Genomic DNA, 16,285 nt, shown 5'->3' on the forward strand with positions numbered 1-16,285 from the left:
CGATACTGCGGGGCGCCTGTCAAGAAACCGTTACACTCGGGCAGATCAACTTTGGTTTCCGGGCGCGCCCGGCTGAAAAAATCCGCCCGGCGTTGACCGGCGGGCGCGGCGCGCCCACTTCTGCGGCATGTTCCCGATCCGCGATCACAACCCGCCCGGACGGCTGCCCGTCGTCAACTATGCGCTGATCGCGGCCAACCTGGCGGTCTTCCTCGCCATGCTGCCGCTGGAGCAGACCCCGCGGGCGCTCCTTGCCGCCTATGACCTCTGGGCGGTGGTTCCGGCGCGGATCCTGCACGGAGACGCGCTCTACACGCTCGCCACCTCGATGTTCCTGCATGCCGGATGGATGCACATCATCGGCAACATGCTGTTCCTGCATGTCTTCGGCGACAACCTGGAGGACCAGCTGGGGCATCTGGGCTATCTGGCCTTCTACCTGGCCTGCGGCGTCGCCGCCGCTCTGGCGCAGGTGGCGGCCGATCCGGTATCCGGGGTGCCGCTGGTCGGGGCCTCGGGGGCGATCGCCGGGGTGATGGGCGGCTACCTGCTGCTTTTTCCCAAGGCACGGATCGACGTGCTCTTCATCATCGTCATCATTTTCCGGATCATCCCGATCCCGGCCTGGGGCGTGCTCGGCTTCTGGTTCACGCTGCAGCTCTTCAACGGGCTGTCGGCCGTGCAGGGCACTGGCGGAGTCGCCTACTGGGCCCATGCCGGGGGCTTCGCGATCGGCGCGCTGCTGATCCTGCCGGTCTTCCTCGCCCGCGGCGGTCCGCGCTTCTGGAGCCGGGCCGGAGGCCGACCGCCGCATGCCGAAGCGACCTATCGCGTGGTACGCACGGGCATTCCGGCGGTGCGCGCCAAGCCGCGCAGCCTGACCCGGGTCCCGGCGGCGAAAGGACGGCCAAGACGATGACACACAAGGCAAGCTGCCATTGCGGCGCGGTTGAACTGGAGGTGGAGCTGTCGGACGGGCTGCGCAGCGCGCGGCGCTGCGATTGCAGCTTCTGCCGCCGCCGCGGCGCGGCCATGGTCTCGGCGCCGCTCGGCGGCGTGACGGTCGTGAAGGGTGCCGACGCGCTGACGCTCTACACTTGGGGGACGGGCGTTGCGCAGCACTGGTTCTGTTCGGTCTGCGGGATCTACACCCATCACCGGCGGCGGTCCGACCCGAACCAATTCGGGATCAACCTCGGGATACTCGAGGGCGTGAACCCCTCGGAACTTGGCGAGATCCCGTGGATCGACGGGGTGAACCACCCGTCCGACCGGTAACGCCGCCAGTCGCCGGCATTGCGCGCAAGGCTTCGGCCGCGGCGCGGTGCGCCGGAATGGTGCGATGGATGGAGGAGGGGTCCGCAGCCCCGGGGCACCGGCCCCCGGGCGTCGCGGTTGCGGAACCGGTTCCGCGGATCAGCCGGGCTGCCGCGGAACGCGGTCTCAGGCGTCGGCGCGCTCGCGGATCGTCTTCGAGAAGGTGTCGAAGATTTCGCCGTTGCCGCAGATCAGGCCGCCGCGGCCCATCAGGTCGGCGCCGGGCAGGATCGGCTCGACGAAGCCGCCGGCCTCTTTCACGAGGATGATGCCCGCGGCCATGTCCCACGGGTTGAGGCCGCGTTCCCAGTAGCCGTCATAGCGGCCTGCCGCCACATAGGCGAGGTCGAGCGCCGCGGCGCCCCAGCGGCGCACGCCCGCGACCTGCGGCATCAGCCGCGCGAGGTCCTGAAGCGCGGCCGGCAGATAGGGCTGGGTGCCGAAGGGAATGCCGGTGGCGAAGACCGACTCGATCATCCGCGACCGGTCCGAGACCCGCAGGCGCTGGTTGTTCATCCAGGCGCCGGCCCCTTTTTCGGCCATGAACATCTCGTCCTTGGCGGCGTCGAAGACCACGCCGGCGACGATCTCGCCCTTGTGCTCCAGCGCGATCGAGATCGCCCAATGCGGCATGCCGTGCAGGAAGTTGGTGGTGCCGTCGAGCGGGTCGACGATCCAGCGCCGCGTCGGGTCGGTGCCGGGAGTCTCGCCGGTCTCCTCGCCGAGCCAGCCGTAGTTCGGCCGGGCTTCCATCAGCTCCTGCTTGAGGATTTCCTCGGCGGCGATGTCGGCTTTCGACACGAAGTCGCCGGCGCCCTTGGAGGACACCTGGAGGTTTTCCACTTCGCGGAAGTCCTTCACAAGCGAGCGCCCGGCCCGGCGCGCAGCCTTGATCATGATATTGAGGTTGGCGCTGCCCTGCATCTCTAACATCTCCTGGGAATCAGGCCAGCGACCTACACGCTCGGGGCGCAGGGGGCAAGCCTCCGCCTCGGGATCCATGCCGGCGAAGCTGTCAGGGGGCGGCGGGACGGATTGCGGGGCGGCGGCTTCCAGCGGAAACCGTGCAGCGCGCTTTTCATGGCGGGAGGCGTCCGCCGTTCGGGAGCAGGGCACCGAGATTGGCGGGGCGCCGCCTTTGCCTGTTGCCCCGGGACCGCCCGGGGCCTGCGTTTCCGGAGATGGGCCTGCGGACAGGGCGGTGGCGCCTGTTCCTTCGGGGCGGACTTGGCGGCTCGGGAAAGTCAGGGGGCGGCGGCACAGGGGGCTAACTCCGGGCCGGGCTCGGCATCCATGGGGGCGGGCCCTTGCCAGGGTCACATCGGCCGGCCTGCGGGTCTGGTGCCGCCTCGTGCACGGGCGGGCGCCGCTCCTGTGGCAGCTCCGCCGCGAGGCGCCCTTCATCAGCCTCAGCCGGCTGCTCGACATCGAACGTCGGCGGCAGTGCGGCGGCGGGCTTGCCCCCTGCCCCGCGGAGATCGTGCTTCTGGGCACGCGGGACGAGTTCATCTCGCCGGGCGACTGCATCGAACAGGGCGGCCATGCCCGCAGCATCTTCGCCGAGCTCTCGGGCACCTCGCATGGCGACATGATCGGCATCGATCCGCCCAAGGACGAAACCCCGCAGCACCGCGCCTATCGCGAGGCGCGCCGCCGCCGGATCGGCCTGGCGCTGGACGGCGATCCCGGCCTCTTGGCCGCGGACCCGGATTTCGCCATCGCGCCGGATGACATCAACGACTATTTCGACCCGCTCGACCGGCCCGGGCTGATCGATGTCGAGGGCGGCGCCGGACAGGTCCGCCATGCGGTCATCATCCTGCACGGCATCCGCGACGAGGGGTTCTGGACCAAGCGGGTCGCCAAGATCATCAAGCAACAGGCAAAGGCCGCGGACGAGGCCGTCGGACCGCTGTTCCTGCGCGCGCCGACGCCGAGCTACGGGTTCTTCTCGATGCTCGACTTCATCCGTCCCTGGACGCGCGAGCGCCAGGCGGGATGGCTGCTCGACCGCTATGCCGAGATCCGCGCGCTGTTCAGCGAGGCCGAGATCAGCTTCGTCGGCCATTCCAACGGCACGTTCCTCGCCGCGCGGGCGCTGGAGATCTGTCCGGCGATGCGGCTGCGCAACGTCTATTTCGCCGGCTCGGTGGTGCGGACGGATTATGACTGGCAGGCGCGGGAGGACCAGATCTCGGGGATGGTGCTGAACGCGGCCGGGCGCGCGGACCAGGTCGTGGCGCTGCTGCCCGGCGCGATGGAGCGGCTGCCGCTGCTGCGCCGGCTCGGCGTCGCGCCGCCGCCAATTGCGCGGAAGACATCCGTATTCACCCGGGGACTGCCGGCCATGGGCCCGTGCCGACGGGGCACCGGCGACCAAGCTCGGCTCCGCTCGCCCGCCGGCATCCCGATCTTTTCCCGGAGACGCCCCGGCATGGCCCGAGGCAGGGACGCACCTGCAGGTGCTGCCGCCTGCGGCGGGGCGGATCGCCGCGAAGCGCAAAGCGCAGGCCGCGGAACTCCTGCACAGCGGCACAGTACCAAAGCATGCATCCGTACCGGGATGGCGGACAGTCACGGAGCTTCAACAGGGCTCGGCCTTGTGGGCCGCGGCAGCGCAACCTCGCGTCATGTCCTTGCCAGGCAGCCGGGCGGGATTTCCGTCCGCCGGCATGGGGATGGAGCGGGACAACGCATGGCCAGCGCAAAGGGAGGGGAGCGATCCCGGCGGCTGTCGCTCTCCTCTGCGCAAGGTTGCGCCCGAGGGCATGGTTCCGGGCCATGGGCACGCCAGCGGGCGGACCCGCTAGGGCCGCAAGGCCGCCAAAGGCGCAAGATGCGGGCCCGGCGTGTCATATTCGGCGCGCTTCACGTCCATTTGCCTCTGTCGCGGCAGCGCGGATGCAGGAATACTCGGGGCATGGCAGGCGTCCGCGCGGCAGACGTCCCGCCAGTCCGGCCCCCGCGCCGGTTTCCGATGCGGGAGACGTCCATCCTCGGGCAGGGCCGCGTCCCGAGGCAGGGCACCTCCCTTCGATACTCCGGAGGACCCGATGACCTTTGCCTTTCCTGCAGCCAAAGACGATCTGATCTACCTGACGGAGGGCGGGTTCGAGACCGAACTGCTCTACCTCCACGGCATCGATCTGCCCTGTTTCGCCGCCTTCGCGATCCTCTCCGATCCGGCCAAGCGGGCGGTGTTCCGGGGCATCTACGAGCGCGTCTGCGAGGTGGCCGCCGCAGAGGGCACCGGGCTCCTGCTGGGCTGGGTCGGCTATCGCGCCAGTCCGGACTGGGGCGCGAAGCTGGGCCTATCTCCGGAGGGCCTGCACGAGGCCACGCTGGCGGGAATTGCGTTCCTGGAGGAGCTGCGCCGCGCCTATGGCGATCAGGTGCCGGACTTCCGCATCAACGAGGGTCTCGGGCCGCGCGGCGACGCCTACGGCACTGGCGGCGCAATTACCGAGACCGAGGCCGAGGACTACCACGCCACCCAGATCGGGACCGTGCGCGGCAAAGTGGACCTGGTCTGGGCGGCGACCCAGAACAACATTCCCGAAGTGATCGGCATGGCCCGGGCGGCGCAGGCGCTCCGGGTGCCATTCGCGGTGTCCTGGAGCCTGAACAGCGCAGGCCGGCTGAACTCGGGCCCCTCGCTGGAAGAAGCCGTGACGCGGGTCGATGCCGCCGTTCCCGGCGGGGTCGCCTGGCATGCCGTCAACTGTTCGCACCCCGCGGAATTCGCTCCGGCGCTGAGCCCGGGGCCATGGCTCGACCGGCTGCGCTGCATCCGGCCGAATGCGGCGGCAATGGACAAGATTGCGCTTTGCAAGCTGGGGCACCTGGAGGACGGCGATCCGGACGAGCTGGGCGTTCAGATGGGCCAGGTTGCGCAGCGTTTCCCGCAAATGGACATCTGGGGCGGCTGCTGCGGCACCGACCACCGCCATCTGGCCCGGATCGTGCAGAACGTGAAGGCCGTGCGCGCGGCGCGGCGCGCAGGCGCCTGACGGCCGCGGCGGAGCGCCGGACAGCCTAGCGCCGGGTTCCGGCCGGGGCGGCGGCGATGGCGGCGATGTTGCGGAATTTCCGCCGGTAGGCCGCAGGAGTGAGGCCGACACGTTTCTTGAACACCCGGCGGAAGGAGGCCGCATCGCCGTATCCCACCGCGGCGGCGATCTCCTCCACCGGGGTCTGCGTGCGCTCCAATTCCTGCTTGGCCTCCTCGACGCGCAGAGCCTGGACATAGTCCATCGGCGTGTAGCCGGTGGCCGCGCGGAACCGGCGCGCGAAGGTGCGGCTGCCCAGGCCGGAGCGTTCGGTCATCCGTTCCACCGGGCTGGCGATCTCGTAGCAGCCGGCGATCCACGACTGGCAATCGGCCACCAGCGCGTCGCGGACTTCCATCGGGCGGGTCATCACCGCATAGGGCGATTGTCCCTCTACGTGATCCGCCAGCAGGAAGATCTTGGCGGTGTCCACCGCGTGGCGGTAGCCGCAGAACCGGGCGATCAGGAAGAAGGCCAGATCCTGCCAGGCGCTCACCGCCCCGGCGGTGACGATGCCGTCTTCTGCCGCGTTCAGGCACAAAGCCGCGCTTTCGAGGAACTCCACCGCGGGGTAGTGGCGGCGGAACAGGTCGCGATAGGCCCAGTGGGCGGTCGCGGCGCGCCCGTCCAGCACGCCGGCTTCGGCCAGCACCAGCGCGCCGGAACAGACCGAGGACAAGAGCACTCCGGCCGCATGCATGCCGCGCAGCCAGCCGCATTCCTCCGGGTTGCGCCCGGTCGGGTCGTCGGTCACCAGAACATAGCGGTCGCAGACGATGACGGCATCGGGCAGGTCCGTGTCCGTGCCGAAGGCCGAGATGGCGCCGTGCGGCTGCACCGGGATGCCGCCGGCGCAGGCGAAGGGCTGCCCGTCGGCCGAGACGATCCGGACATCGAGAATCTCGTTTCCAGGGGTGCCTTTGACCATTTCCGGGAATGCCGCGCCCACGGTCGTCAGCACGTCGTAGAGGCCGTAGAGCACCATGGCCGAGGTCGCAGGCGCGGCCAGAAGCAGGATCACCGGGCGCCGGCCCGGCGGAGCCGTCGTATCTGGCATTTCCGTCCCCTCTGCCGTTTCCGCCCCGATCCGGTGTCAATTCTGGCACGGGGCCGTCGCTTTTGCCACTGCCGCAACAAAAGCTCCCGGCAGATACTCGAACGGTATCTCAAGCCGGGGAGAGCCGACCATGGACGTGCAACTCGCATCGATCGAAGAGCTCAGGGCCGATTTCGCCGGCCAGCTCCTGACTGCGCACGGCGGGGGCTACGGCGGCGCGCGCCGTGTCTGGAATGCGATGATCGACCGGCGGCCGGGGCTGATCGCCCGCTGCCGCGGCACCGCCGACGTGATCCGGGCCGTGCAGTTCGCGCAGCAAAGGTCCCTGCCGGTCGCGATCCGCGGCGGAGGACACAACGTCGCCGGGCACGCAGTCTGCGACAACGGGGGGATGATCGACCTTTCGGAGATGCGCGCGGTCCATGTCGATCCGGAGCGCCGCATCGCCGTGGCCGAGGGAGGGCGCCACCTGGGCCGAAATGGACCGCGAGGGGCAGGTCTTCGGCCTGGCAACGCCGGGCGGGCCGATCTCGGAAACCGGGGTGGCCGGGCTGACGCTTTCGGGAGGCTTCGGCTATCTGAGGGGGCGGCACGGGCTGAGCATCGACAATCTCGTGGCCGCCGACGTGGTGACCGCAGACGGGTCCCTGGTCCGCGCCGGGCCCGACGGCGATCCCGAGCTGCTCTGGGCGCTGGAGGGCGGCGGCAATTTCGGCGTGGTCGTGCGGTTCGAGTTCGCGCTGCATCCCGTCGGCCCCGAGGTGCAGTTCATCGCGCCCGTCTATGCGCTCGACGACGGCCCCGGCCCGATCCGCGCCTGGCGGGACCACGTCAGCCGGAACGACGAAGAGCTGGCGATGATCTGCGAGTTTTCCACCGTGCCGCGGACGAGGAATTCCCGCGGGAGTTCTGGGGCCGCAAGGTCTTCGCGCTGGTCGGCGTGGTCCCGGGTCAGGCGGCGGCGGCGGAGCTCGCCCGGCCGCTGCAGGAGCTGGGCACGCTGGTCACGGATTTCCCGGGCCGCATGCCCTATGCCGAGGTGCAGCGGCTGTTCGATGCGCGGACGCCCTTCGGCACGAGGCGCTGCTACTGGAAAGCGCGCTACCTGACCGAGCTGCCCGATGCGATGATCGACTTGGCCATCGGGAATGCCTGGTCCGCACCGTCGCCCGCGACGATTTCCTCGCTCTGGAACATGGGCCGTGCAGTGCGCGACGTGCCCGCCGGGGAAACGGCCTCCGGCGACCGGTCGATGGGCTGGATGTATTCCGTGGACGGGGTCTGGGAAGATCCGGCGGAGGACGCGGCCAACATCGACTGGGCGCGCGACGCCTGGGCAGCAGCGGAACGCTTCGGCCGTGCAGGCCGGGCGTATCTCAACTTTCCCGGCCATGGCGAGGACGCCGCGCTGACCCGCACCGCCTTCGGCGCAGGCGACGACCGGCTGGCGCGGGTGAAGGCGGCATACGACGCCGGCAACATGTTCCGCTTCAACCAGAACATCCTGCCCGCCAGCTGAGTAGGTGGCCCCCGCCGCCCTGCCCGGTCCGGAGCATCCGGATGTCGGTCCGGACAGGCAGCCGCACGCATGGCCTGAATGCCGGGCATCGGCTGTCCGGGGAACGCGGCAGGATTGCCCGGCACTGCCGCAGTTCCTCGCCCGGCACGGGATGGAACCGGACGTGCAGCCCTGCCGCAGGGCGGCATGCCGGACGGAAGGCCCGGGCGTTTGCCGCCGATGCGGCACGATGGCTGCGACTGTGCCGGATATGGCCGCATCGGCGGCGCGGCAACCGGAGCTGGCCAAAGGGAGCCCGGATTGACAGCCCGGCCCAATGGCACATAGGAAATGGATGATTTTCATTCGAATTTATAGAAACGGATCAGCATGCCGCCACAGTTTCCGGCACGGACCCTCATCCTTGTTGCAGTCGCAGGCTCGGCGGGATTGAGCGTTCACGTCATCGCCCAGCAGGTCTTTCACCTGCCCTATCCCGCGACCGGCTTGCCCCCGCTGCTCGCCGCGCTGATCGCCCTGACGCGGCATGCAGCGCTCTGCGCGATATCGGTCATCCTTGTTCTGGGCCTCGGGGAAAGAGGCGGCTGGACAAAGCTTGCCACGCTGTTCTTCTGCACCGCAGCCTTCTACGAGGAGCTCCTCCGCGTGCCTGTCATGCAAGGGATCGTCACCGGGGCCTGGGCGTTCGCGTTCCTGCCGCAAGCCGCCATCTATGCCAAGACATTTGTCTTCTCCGCCATGGTCCTGGTCACGGTCGCCTTGGCCGAGCGCGCCGGGGACCGCCTCCGGAAATGCGGAACTTTCGCCATCGGCGGGGTGATTGCAACGCTGTTCCTCTTCGCCTTCGGGGAGGTCCGGCCAGCGCTGGAGCAGGTCCTGATGCAGTTCGCGGACCCGCCGCGTGCAGAAGATGCCATCAGGTCGGAAGCCTACGGCATGCTCATCCTGATGGCCGCCTATGCCACCTACATTCTGCCGTCCTGCGCGATGTACCTCTATTTCCGGGCCTTTGCAGAAACGTTCCGCGGCGGGGCGGTTGCGGTCTGCCTGCTCTACATCGCGCTCCTGTCGCTGGCGCGGGGGACGCTGCTGATCTCGCTGGTGTCGATCGGCCCGGACTTCCTGCCTGTCTTCCAGTTCGCCGCCCAGCTGTTCGTCGCGACCGTGCTGATCTGCGTTTTCTTCCGGAGCGAGCTGCCGGGCCTGATGCAGGCGCCGGAGGCGCGGCGCCCGGCATGACCCGGCCGAGCCCTCGGGCAATATCTCTGGACAGAACGTCCGTGGGGCTGCCATCCTCTCCGGCCGGAAGAAACCGATATGCCTCTTGGCTGGCCTCCCAGAGGGCCATCAGCCCGATGCAGCGCCTGCTCAGCCATGACTGTTCAAAGGGGTGGGCAAGAGCCGTTTCCCGGCGCACAGATCATCGGCCCGATCAAGGGCCGGGCCGAGCGGCATCGGCGACGGAACCGGGCTATCCAGAAGCGGGCCGGTGAGAACGGGGGCCCTTGCATTGCACGGGCCCGGGCCAGCCACGGCAGCCCGCTGTCAACGGGGTGTTCAGCGGCCATCTGCGCGACGACTGGCCCACCAGCGGGGTTTCGCCCCCGGAACGGTACCCCCTGCGAGCTGGCGTACCGGCGCTGCGATTGCACGGCCGCCGGCCCCTGCGCACCGCCGGGAAGAGCGCAAGGGGCGGCCGCAAGCGCTCCTGCGGCGAGAGCGGCCGATCCCCGGAGCGAAGCTTGGCTGCGTGCGATCAAAACCGAAACCAATTGAATGCGGAGCACCCGCCGAATAGGCTCGAAGGAATTTCCCGTGTTTCGTCGGAGGAGGTGGCTCCGTGAAGGCGATCATTTATGGCGCAGGCGCTTTGGGATGTTTTTTCGGTGCCCGACTTCAGCAAGGCGGGCATGACGTGACCTTCATTGCGCGGGGGGCGCATCTGGAGGCACTGCAGCGGCACGGCCTGCGCGTGGAAAGCTCTTCCGGAGACTTTTGCCTCGAGCATGTCGATGCGACCTCGGAGATCGCGCATCTTACCCCAGCCGATCTGATCTTCTTCGCGGTCAAGAATTACGACGTCGCGGCATCGGCGGCGGCAATGGCGGGTCTGGTCGGGCCTGGCACGGCCATTCTCACCGTGCAGAACGGCGTGTGGGCGCAGCCGCATCTGGCCGCGGCGTTCGGGGCGCAGCGGGTCCTTCCCGGGGTCGTGATGATGCCCGCGGAGATCAAGGAGCCCGGCGTCATCAGAACGCCCGCCGAAGCCGAACTTGGCGGCATCACGTTCGGCCCGTACGAAGGCGGATCGTCGGAACTCGGCGCCCGGATGCTGGCGGCCTTCGCGCAGAGCGGCGTGCCGGCGACGCTGTCGGACGATATCTGGCAGTCGCTCTGGAAGAAGTTCATTCCGCTGTCCTCCTATGCCGCGATAACGGCGGCGACGCGGCTGAACATCGGCGCCATCCGCGAGACGGAGGTCACGCGGGCGCTGCTGAAATCCCTGATCGGCGAAACCGCTTCGGTCGCCCGCGCATCGCATGGGACCGTGCCCGGGGATGCCGGGCAGAGCGCCTTCGACATGCTGATGGGGCTTCCGCCGCATCTGCATGCCTCGATGCTCGGCGACTTGCTGCGCGGGCGGCGCATCGAGCTCGAATGGCTTTCCGGCGAGGTCATCCGCCGGGGCCGCGAGCTGGGCATTGCCACCCCATCGCACCAATTCGCATATGCCGTGCTCGCGCCTTACGCCAACGGCCGGCCCGAGGGCAGTCCCTGACCGCGGCATCTTCGGTTGCGGACTCCGAAGGCGCGTCAGCGGCGCCAGAGGCGAAAACGCCTCGATCCGCCGGATGCTTCGCGGCCCGGGCAGCAGATGCCGAGGGCCGGTCAGGCGGGACCCGCCCCTGCCGCAGAGATCGCTGCTTGATGCCGGACGGTCCGGGACATGGCAGGCGCCGGGGGCCGGAGGTGACGGAAACCGGACCTCTGCCTCGGGCGCGGGCTTCAGACGGCCTCCTCTTTCCAGGACTGGCGGTAGTCCGAGAAGCAGCCGATCAGATAGGGGCCGGACACGACCGGCGGCAGGACCGGCGCGCCTTCGGCGATGCCGGGGATCTCGGCCGGGTTCACGTCCGTGTCGAAGTCCGGATTGAAGAAGAACGGGATCGAATAGCGGTCGATGCCGGGGCGGTTGATCACCCGGTGCAGCGTCGAGCGGAACCGGCCGTTGGTCCAATGCGACAGCAGGTCCCCGATATTGACCACGAAGGTGCCGGGCACCGGCGGGGCCGGGATCCAGCCGCCCGAGGCACTTTCGACCTCGAGCCCGCCATTTCCGTCCTGCCACAGGATGGTGATGACGCCATGGTCGGTATGGTCGAAGGTGCCGAACTCCACCCCCTCGCCGTCCTGCGGCGGATAATGCGCCAGCCGCATGTCCGCGACGGGCCGGGAGAAGGTGCCGGAGAAGTAGTCCTCGGGCAGGCCGAAATGCAGCGCGAAGCCGCGCAGGAGCTGCATGCCCAGCTCGAAGACGGCGAAGTAATGCGCCTCCACCGGCTCGCGGAATCCCTCGAGGTCAGGCCAGCGGTTCGGCGCGCGCACCGGGTTCGAGCCGCCGTAATCCGGGTCGTCCGGCGGCACGGGAAAGCCCAGCTCGAAGCCCTCGTTGACATCGGGCTTGCCGTCCTCGTGCTCGGATTCCCGCAGGGGCGTGTAGCCGCGGTTGGTGGCGCCCGCGCGGATCTCGAGCCGTTTTTCCAGCGGCTGCGCGAAGAAGCGGCGCGCCGCACCGACCGCGCCCTGGATCACCTCTTCGGGGATGCCGTGGCCCGAGACGTAGAAGAAGCCATGTTCGACGCAGGCGCGGCCGATCTCGCCGGCGACCGCCTTGCGCGCGGCGGTGTCCGGGGAGGCGAGCCCCGAGACGTCGATGACGGGGAGCGCTGTCTTTGCCATCGTCATGCTCCCGCGCCCATGCGGTCGCGCAGTGCCGCGAGGAAGGGGATGTCGCGGAACTGGTCGGGCTGGACCTGGTCCCAGTCGACGCCCCTGGGGCGCGGCGCGGCGTTGCCGGTGACGACCAGCTCGGCCTCGGTGGCGAACATGTCGAGGGGGCTGTCATGCGCCATCATCGTCATCTGGTCCTCTTCGACCACCTGCGTGGAATGCACCAGCGTGACCATCGGCGTTTCCGGGCGGATGGTGCCGAGCTCCCGGAAGATGCCGGTCTCCAGGTCGGCGAAGCCTGCGCCCTTGCCGATCCGCCCGCCCGAGCGGGTCACCGCCACCGAGCCGACGATGCAGAAATCGAGCTGCGGCACGTCTTCGAATCCGATGCGGCGGCCGTGCTGCATGTAGCCTTCCGAGGTCGCGGCCAGCTCGAAACTGATGCCCTTCTTCTCCAGCTCCGCCGGATCGATCTCCAGATAGGGGAAGTCGCGGGTCAGCGCCGGGACCGGGCAGTAGAGCACCTTGCCCTCGTAGAGCGCGCGCAGCCTGAGCGGGATCTGCGGCGGGTCAGGGTTGCACTTGACGGTTTTCGCGGCCTGCCAGGCATCGGTCTGCACCATGCGGAAGGCGGCCGTGTCGGCGCCCGCGAAGTTCGGGATGGTGTTGCGGGCCGGTCCGACGGCGATGCCGCTATCTTCGAGCGCGGCCCAGATGCGGTCGCGGACGACCTGTTTTGCCGGGCTGCGTTTCGCCCAGAGATCGCTCTGCTCGCTCATGGCTGTTCCTCTTCTGCAAGCGGTTCGATGGCCACGGGATCGCCCGTGGCCGTGTCGTAGAGCAGGGGCCGCTCCGGCAGGGCGATGCGGATCTGCGGATCCGCCACGGTCTCGCCGCGGCCGAGACGGACGGTCAGCGGCTGGCCGAAAGCCTCGGCCAGGGCCAGCTGGTCGGCCCCCTGGAATTCGATGCGCCGGAGCCGCCCCGGCAGGCAGGACGGGCTGGTGCCCAAGGCCAGATCCTCGGGCCGCAGCGCCATGGTCACGCCGCCCCGGTCAGCGCGCTCGACCGCTTCGCCATCGGCCGCGGGCTGCGGCTCCTCGAGGCCGGGGTCGACCAGTCGCCGCTGGCGCGGCGCGGCTCCGACCACCTTCCGATCTGGGCGAAGATCGACCGGCGCTGACCTGCCGCGCCCCCATGGGCTTGTTCCAATGCGGTTTTGCGCTATCACTTCGGTAACGTCCGGAGTCCGAGCCCTGCAAGATACGTCCCCCTTCGCCCCGTTCCGCCACCGGGCCTTCCTCAGCTACTGGCTGGTCGGTCTCGCTGCAAATTTCGGCTGGCTGATCCAGACCGTCGGCGCGTCCTGGCTGATGACCTCGATGCATGGCTCGCCCGAGATGGTGGCGCTGGTGCAGACCTCGATCGCGCTGCCGCTGATGCTGTTCTCGCTGCCCGCGGGGGCGGTGGCCGACACGTTCGGGCGCCGCCGCACTGTGATCGTGTCGCAGGGCATGCTCTGCGCGATCTCGGCGCTCCTCGCCCTGGCGGCCTTCTTCGACATGCTCTCGCCCTGGGGATTGCTGGCTTTCACCTTCCTCGTCGGAACCGGCAAGGCGCTGAACAACCCGGCCTGGCAGACCATGGTCAGCGAGCTGGTGCCGAAATCCGATCTGCCCTCGGCAGTGGCGCTGAACTCGATCGGCTTCAACCTGGCGCGCTCGGTCGGCCCGGCGCTCGGCGGCATCCTCGTCGCCGCGGTCGGCGCCTTCTCGGCCTTCGTGGTCAATGCGGCGGCGAACCTCTTCGTGCTGGTCTCGGCCTCGCACTGGAAAAACCCCGAGGAGCCCGACCGCCTGCCGCCCGAGAACATCGGCAGCGCGATCATGGGCGGGCTGCGCTATGTCGGGCTGTCGCCGATCCATTTGACGGTCTTCGCCCGCGGCTTCCTGTTCAACGTGGCGGGCATCGCGGTGATGGCGCTGATGCCCTTGGTGGCGCGCGACCAGCTCGGCGGCGGGCCGCTGACCTACGGCCTGCTGCTCGGCGGCTTCGGGGTGGGCGCGATAATGGGCGCGCTCGGCGCGGCGCGGCTGCGCGCCATGGTCTCGCTCGAGATGAACGTCCGGATCTGCACGCTGGCCTATGCGGCGGGCGCGGTGCTTCTGGGCTTCAGCACCTGGTTCCCGCTCAGCATCCTCGCGGTGATGATCGCCGGTGCCGCCTGGCCGGTGCTCTTGTCGAGCCTCAACACCACGATCCAGCTCAGCTCGCCGCGCTGGGTGCTCAGCCGCTGCCTGGCGATCTACCAGAGCTGCAATTTCGGCGGTTTCGCCCTCGGCGGCTGGATGTGGGGCCAGATCGCCGGCCATGTCGGCACCGGCGAGGCGCTGGTCTTCTCGGGCGGCGCGCTTCTGCTGGCGGCGGCGGTCGGGCTGCTCTTGCCGCTGCGCCAGCTCGACACCAGCACGCTCGACCCGCATACCCGCTGGAAGAAGCCCGAGCCGGTGCTCGACATGGTGCCGAAGAGCGGGCCGATCATCACCTCGATCGAGTACCGCATCGCCGAACAGGATACCGAGGCCTTCCTCGAGCTGATGGCCGAGCGGCGCCGCGGCCGGATCCGCGACGGGGCGCGGCGCTGGACGCTGAGCCGCGACCTGGTCGACCCGGAGCTGTGGCACGAGCGCTTCAAGACGCCGACCTGGATCGAGACCCAGCGCCACCATGCCCGCCGCACTGTCGCCGGCGCCGAGATCGCCGAGAAGCTCAAGGCGCTGCATCGCGGCCCCGAGGACGGGCGGGTGCATTACGAGCGCGATGACCGCGCCTGCAGCGGCCCCGTCGGCTCCGGCCGCCCCGCGCGCGCCGTCGGCCGCCGAGGATGCCGCCCGCGAAGAGCGGGTGAAGATGACCAAGCTGCGCCAGACCATCGCGCGCCGCCTGAAGGACAGCCAGAACACCGCGGCGATGCTGACCACCTACAACGAGGTGGACATGTCGGCGGCGATGGAACTGCGCAAGCAGTACAAGGACCTGTTCGAGAAGAAGCACGGCGTCCGCCTCGGCTTCATGTCGTTCTTCACCAAGGCCTGCGTCCACGCGCTGAAGGAAGTGCCGGAAGTCAACGCCGAGATCGACGGCACCGACGTGGTCTACAAGAACTACGTCCACATGGGCATCGCCGCGGGCACGCCTCAGGGCCTCGTCGTTCCGGTCATCCGCGACGCCGACCAGATGTCCTTCGCCGAGATCGAGAAGGCGATCGCCGACAAGGGCAAGCGCGCCCGCGACGGCAAGCTCAGCATGGCTGAAATGCAGGGCGGCACCTTCACCATCTCGAACGGCGGCGTCTACGGCTCGCTGATGTCCTCGCCGATCCTGAACCCGCCGCAATCGGGCATCCTCGGCATGCACAAGATCCAGGACCGCCCCGTCGTGGTGAACGGCCAGATCGTCATCCGCCCGATGATGTACCTGGCGCTGAGCTACGACCACCGGATCGTCGACGGCAAGGGCGCCGTGACCTTCCTGGTGCGCGTCAAGGAAGCCATGGAAGACCCGCGCCGCCTGCTGATGGATCTCTGATCCTCCGCAACGCGGATGCTTCGAAACAGGCCCCTCCGGGGGCCTGTTTTTTTGCCCGGCTGCTGCACTGCGGCGTGCATTTCCAGCTATGACATCCCGAGAAAACCGACGATTCTGGTTTGGAATGCGCCAAATCTCGGGAATGATTCTGGCTATTCAGTTTTTGCAGATCTGAATTTCCGCAATGACATGGATCAAACGGATCGGCAAAAATCGGCCGATTTCCGAGTCTTTTCTGTCAAGAATGGTTTCTCGCGGAACAAAATGCGCGTGAACGGAAAGCCCCGGAAAACCGCGCATTCCTGCCTGCAAAAAACATGAAATTCAACCTCTTGCCAAAGCCTTTCCAGTTTGGCGAAAATGCGCCCATCCCGCGTTTTTCACGCAGTTGTGACAACAGGATGGCAAGGACGCAACAGCCCCTTCCCTTTTGATCTGCTCCCGTTTTATTCGCCGCCAGCAGGCATATTTCTGTCCTCGGAACGCAAGTGGGCCGTCCGGATGGAAAAGCCCGCCACACCGAAGAACAAAGGAGTTCTCAAATGCGTGCAGTTTATGCTCTCACCGCCGCCTCGGCTCTTGGCCTGGCTGCTTCGCCGATCTTCGCCGGCGCGCTGGAAGAACCGGTCGTCGCTCCCGCTCCCGCCCCGGTCGCAGCCGCGCCGGTCGCGAGCCTGTGGGACGGCTTCTACGCCGGTGGCCAGTTCGGCGGCGCATGGCTCGACGCCGATGGCGACGCGGCCAATGACGACTCCGACGACTGGCTGGGCGGTGCCCATGTCGGTTGGCAGGGCGTGACCCAGA

The 16,285-nt window shown here is 68.6% G+C and carries 13 protein-coding genes and 4 pseudogenes; 11 read left to right on the forward strand and 6 right to left on the reverse strand.

From position 1 onward, the window contains the following. The first annotated feature begins 127 nt into the window (after nt 1–127). Nucleotides 128–919 carry a rhomboid family intramembrane serine protease gene (locus tag C7T91_RS14030; RefSeq protein ID WP_108259789.1) on the forward strand — a complete coding sequence of 264 codons (792 nt, stop codon included), beginning with the start codon at nt 128–130 and terminating at the stop codon, nt 917–919. Next, a complete protein-coding gene (locus C7T91_RS14035; RefSeq protein ID WP_108259790.1) occupies nt 916–1,278 on the forward strand; it encodes a GFA family protein in 363 nt (120 codons plus the stop codon). The genes C7T91_RS14030 and C7T91_RS14035 overlap by 4 nt, the downstream gene beginning before the upstream one ends. A gap of 165 nt (nt 1,279–1,443) precedes the next feature. Here C7T91_RS14035 and C7T91_RS14040 read toward each other — a convergent pair whose 3' ends face one another. Continuing rightward, nucleotides 1,444–2,241, reverse strand: a complete 798-nt coding sequence (locus C7T91_RS14040) for an inositol monophosphatase family protein (RefSeq protein ID WP_108259791.1) — start codon at nt 2,239–2,241, stop codon at nt 1,444–1,446. A gap of 343 nt (nt 2,242–2,584) precedes the next feature. After that, nucleotides 2,585–3,385: a hypothetical protein gene (locus C7T91_RS14045; RefSeq protein ID WP_108259792.1), complete on the reverse strand. Its 801-nt coding sequence runs from the start codon at nt 3,383–3,385 to the stop codon at nt 2,585–2,587. Between the two features lie 985 nt (nt 3,386–4,370). Between C7T91_RS14045 and C7T91_RS14055 the strand changes: the two genes are divergently transcribed. Then, complete coding sequence (locus tag C7T91_RS14055) at nt 4,371–5,327, forward strand: homocysteine S-methyltransferase family protein (RefSeq protein ID WP_108259794.1); 957 nt, start codon at nt 4,371–4,373, stop codon at nt 5,325–5,327. Nucleotides 5,328–5,352: 25 nt separating this feature from the next. Here the strand turns inward: C7T91_RS14055 and C7T91_RS14060 are convergent, their stop codons facing one another. After that, complete coding sequence (locus C7T91_RS14060) at nt 5,353–6,423, reverse strand: GlxA family transcriptional regulator (protein ID WP_108259795.1); 1,071 nt, start codon at nt 6,421–6,423, stop codon at nt 5,353–5,355. Between the two features lie 238 nt (nt 6,424–6,661). Between C7T91_RS14060 and C7T91_RS39480 the strand changes: the two are divergent. From C7T91_RS39480 to C7T91_RS14075, 5 genes and pseudogenes are all read left to right on the forward strand, one after another. After that, a pseudogene (locus C7T91_RS39480) lies at nt 6,662–6,823 on the forward strand (FAD-binding protein); the annotation flags it as partial. 22 nt (nt 6,824–6,845) lie between these two features. After that, entirely contained in the window at nt 6,846–7,532 is a 687-nt protein-coding gene (locus C7T91_RS35725) for an FAD-binding oxidoreductase (protein WP_236638231.1), read from the forward strand. Next, nucleotides 7,448–7,942: a BBE domain-containing protein gene (locus C7T91_RS35730; protein ID WP_236638232.1), complete on the forward strand. Its 495-nt coding sequence runs from the start codon at nt 7,448–7,450 to the stop codon at nt 7,940–7,942. The genes C7T91_RS35725 and C7T91_RS35730 overlap by 85 nt, the downstream gene beginning before the upstream one ends. 429 nt (nt 7,943–8,371) lie before the next feature. Next, a complete protein-coding gene (locus C7T91_RS14070; protein ID WP_108259796.1) occupies nt 8,372–9,181 on the forward strand; it encodes a hypothetical protein in 810 nt (269 codons plus the stop codon). A 601-nt stretch (nt 9,182–9,782) separates the two neighbouring features. Beyond that, nucleotides 9,783–10,721, forward strand: a complete 939-nt coding sequence (locus tag C7T91_RS14075) for a ketopantoate reductase family protein (RefSeq protein ID WP_108259797.1) — start codon at nt 9,783–9,785, stop codon at nt 10,719–10,721. A 227-nt stretch (nt 10,722–10,948) separates the two neighbouring features. Here the strand turns inward: C7T91_RS14075 and C7T91_RS14080 are convergent, their stop codons facing one another. From C7T91_RS14080 to C7T91_RS14090, 3 genes are read right to left on the reverse strand one after another with little or no spacing between them, the layout of a single operon-like run. Beyond that, the gene (locus C7T91_RS14080) at nt 10,949–11,902 is read right to left on the reverse strand and encodes an isopenicillin N synthase family dioxygenase (RefSeq protein WP_161555899.1); all 954 of its coding nucleotides are present in this window, start codon (nt 11,900–11,902) and stop codon (nt 10,949–10,951) included. A gap of 2 nt (nt 11,903–11,904) precedes the next feature. Continuing rightward, nucleotides 11,905–12,672, reverse strand: coding sequence for a 5-formyltetrahydrofolate cyclo-ligase (locus C7T91_RS14085; protein ID WP_108259799.1), 768 nt, complete (start codon nt 12,670–12,672; stop codon nt 11,905–11,907). Further along, complete coding sequence (locus C7T91_RS14090; protein WP_108259800.1) at nt 12,669–13,043, reverse strand: P-loop NTPase family protein; 375 nt, start codon at nt 13,041–13,043, stop codon at nt 12,669–12,671. The genes C7T91_RS14085 and C7T91_RS14090 overlap by 4 nt, the downstream gene beginning before the upstream one ends. Nucleotides 13,044–13,104: 61 nt before the next feature. On the opposite strand from C7T91_RS14090, the pseudogene C7T91_RS35735 reads away from it, so the two are divergent. The 3 pseudogenes from C7T91_RS35735 to C7T91_RS14105 form a co-directional block, all read left to right on the forward strand. Next, nucleotides 13,105–14,643, forward strand: a pseudogene (locus C7T91_RS35735) (MFS transporter); the annotation flags it as partial. A 67-nt stretch (nt 14,644–14,710) separates the two neighbouring features. Beyond that, nucleotides 14,711–15,481, forward strand: a pseudogene (gene odhB / locus C7T91_RS14100) (2-oxoglutarate dehydrogenase complex dihydrolipoyllysine-residue succinyltransferase); the annotation flags it as partial. 542 nt (nt 15,482–16,023) lie between these two features. After that, a pseudogene (locus C7T91_RS14105) lies at nt 16,024–16,285 on the forward strand (hypothetical protein); the annotation flags it as partial.

This window comes from Mangrovicoccus ximenensis (assembly GCF_003056725.1).
In the GTDB taxonomy this organism is placed as follows: domain Bacteria; phylum Pseudomonadota; class Alphaproteobacteria; order Rhodobacterales; family Rhodobacteraceae; genus Mangrovicoccus; species Mangrovicoccus ximenensis.

Excerpts from the sequence above, each read along its gene's own strand:
- C7T91_RS14030 (WP_108259789.1), top strand. The coding sequence starts at position 128 with ATGTTCCCGATCCGCGATCACAACCCGCCCGGACGGCTGCCCGTCGTC.
- C7T91_RS14035 (WP_108259790.1), top strand. The coding sequence starts at position 916 with ATGACACACAAGGCAAGCTGCCATTGCGGCGCGGTTGAACTGGAGGTG.
- C7T91_RS14040 (WP_108259791.1), bottom strand. The coding sequence starts at position 2,241 with ATGCAGGGCAGCGCCAACCTCAATATCATGATCAAGGCTGCGCGCCGG.
- C7T91_RS14045 (WP_108259792.1), bottom strand. The coding sequence starts at position 3,385 with ATGGCCGACGAAGCTGATCTCGGCCTCGCTGAACAGCGCGCGGATCTC.
- C7T91_RS14055 (WP_108259794.1), top strand. The coding sequence starts at position 4,371 with ATGACCTTTGCCTTTCCTGCAGCCAAAGACGATCTGATCTACCTGACG.
- C7T91_RS14060 (WP_108259795.1), bottom strand. The coding sequence starts at position 6,423 with ATGCCAGATACGACGGCTCCGCCGGGCCGGCGCCCGGTGATCCTGCTT.
- C7T91_RS35725 (WP_236638231.1), top strand. The coding sequence starts at position 6,846 with ATGTCGATCCGGAGCGCCGCATCGCCGTGGCCGAGGGAGGGCGCCACC.
- C7T91_RS35730 (WP_236638232.1), top strand. The coding sequence starts at position 7,448 with ATGCCCTATGCCGAGGTGCAGCGGCTGTTCGATGCGCGGACGCCCTTC.
- C7T91_RS14080 (WP_161555899.1), bottom strand. The coding sequence starts at position 11,902 with ATGGCAAAGACAGCGCTCCCCGTCATCGACGTCTCGGGGCTCGCCTCC.
- C7T91_RS14085 (WP_108259799.1), bottom strand. The coding sequence starts at position 12,672 with ATGAGCGAGCAGAGCGATCTCTGGGCGAAACGCAGCCCGGCAAAACAG.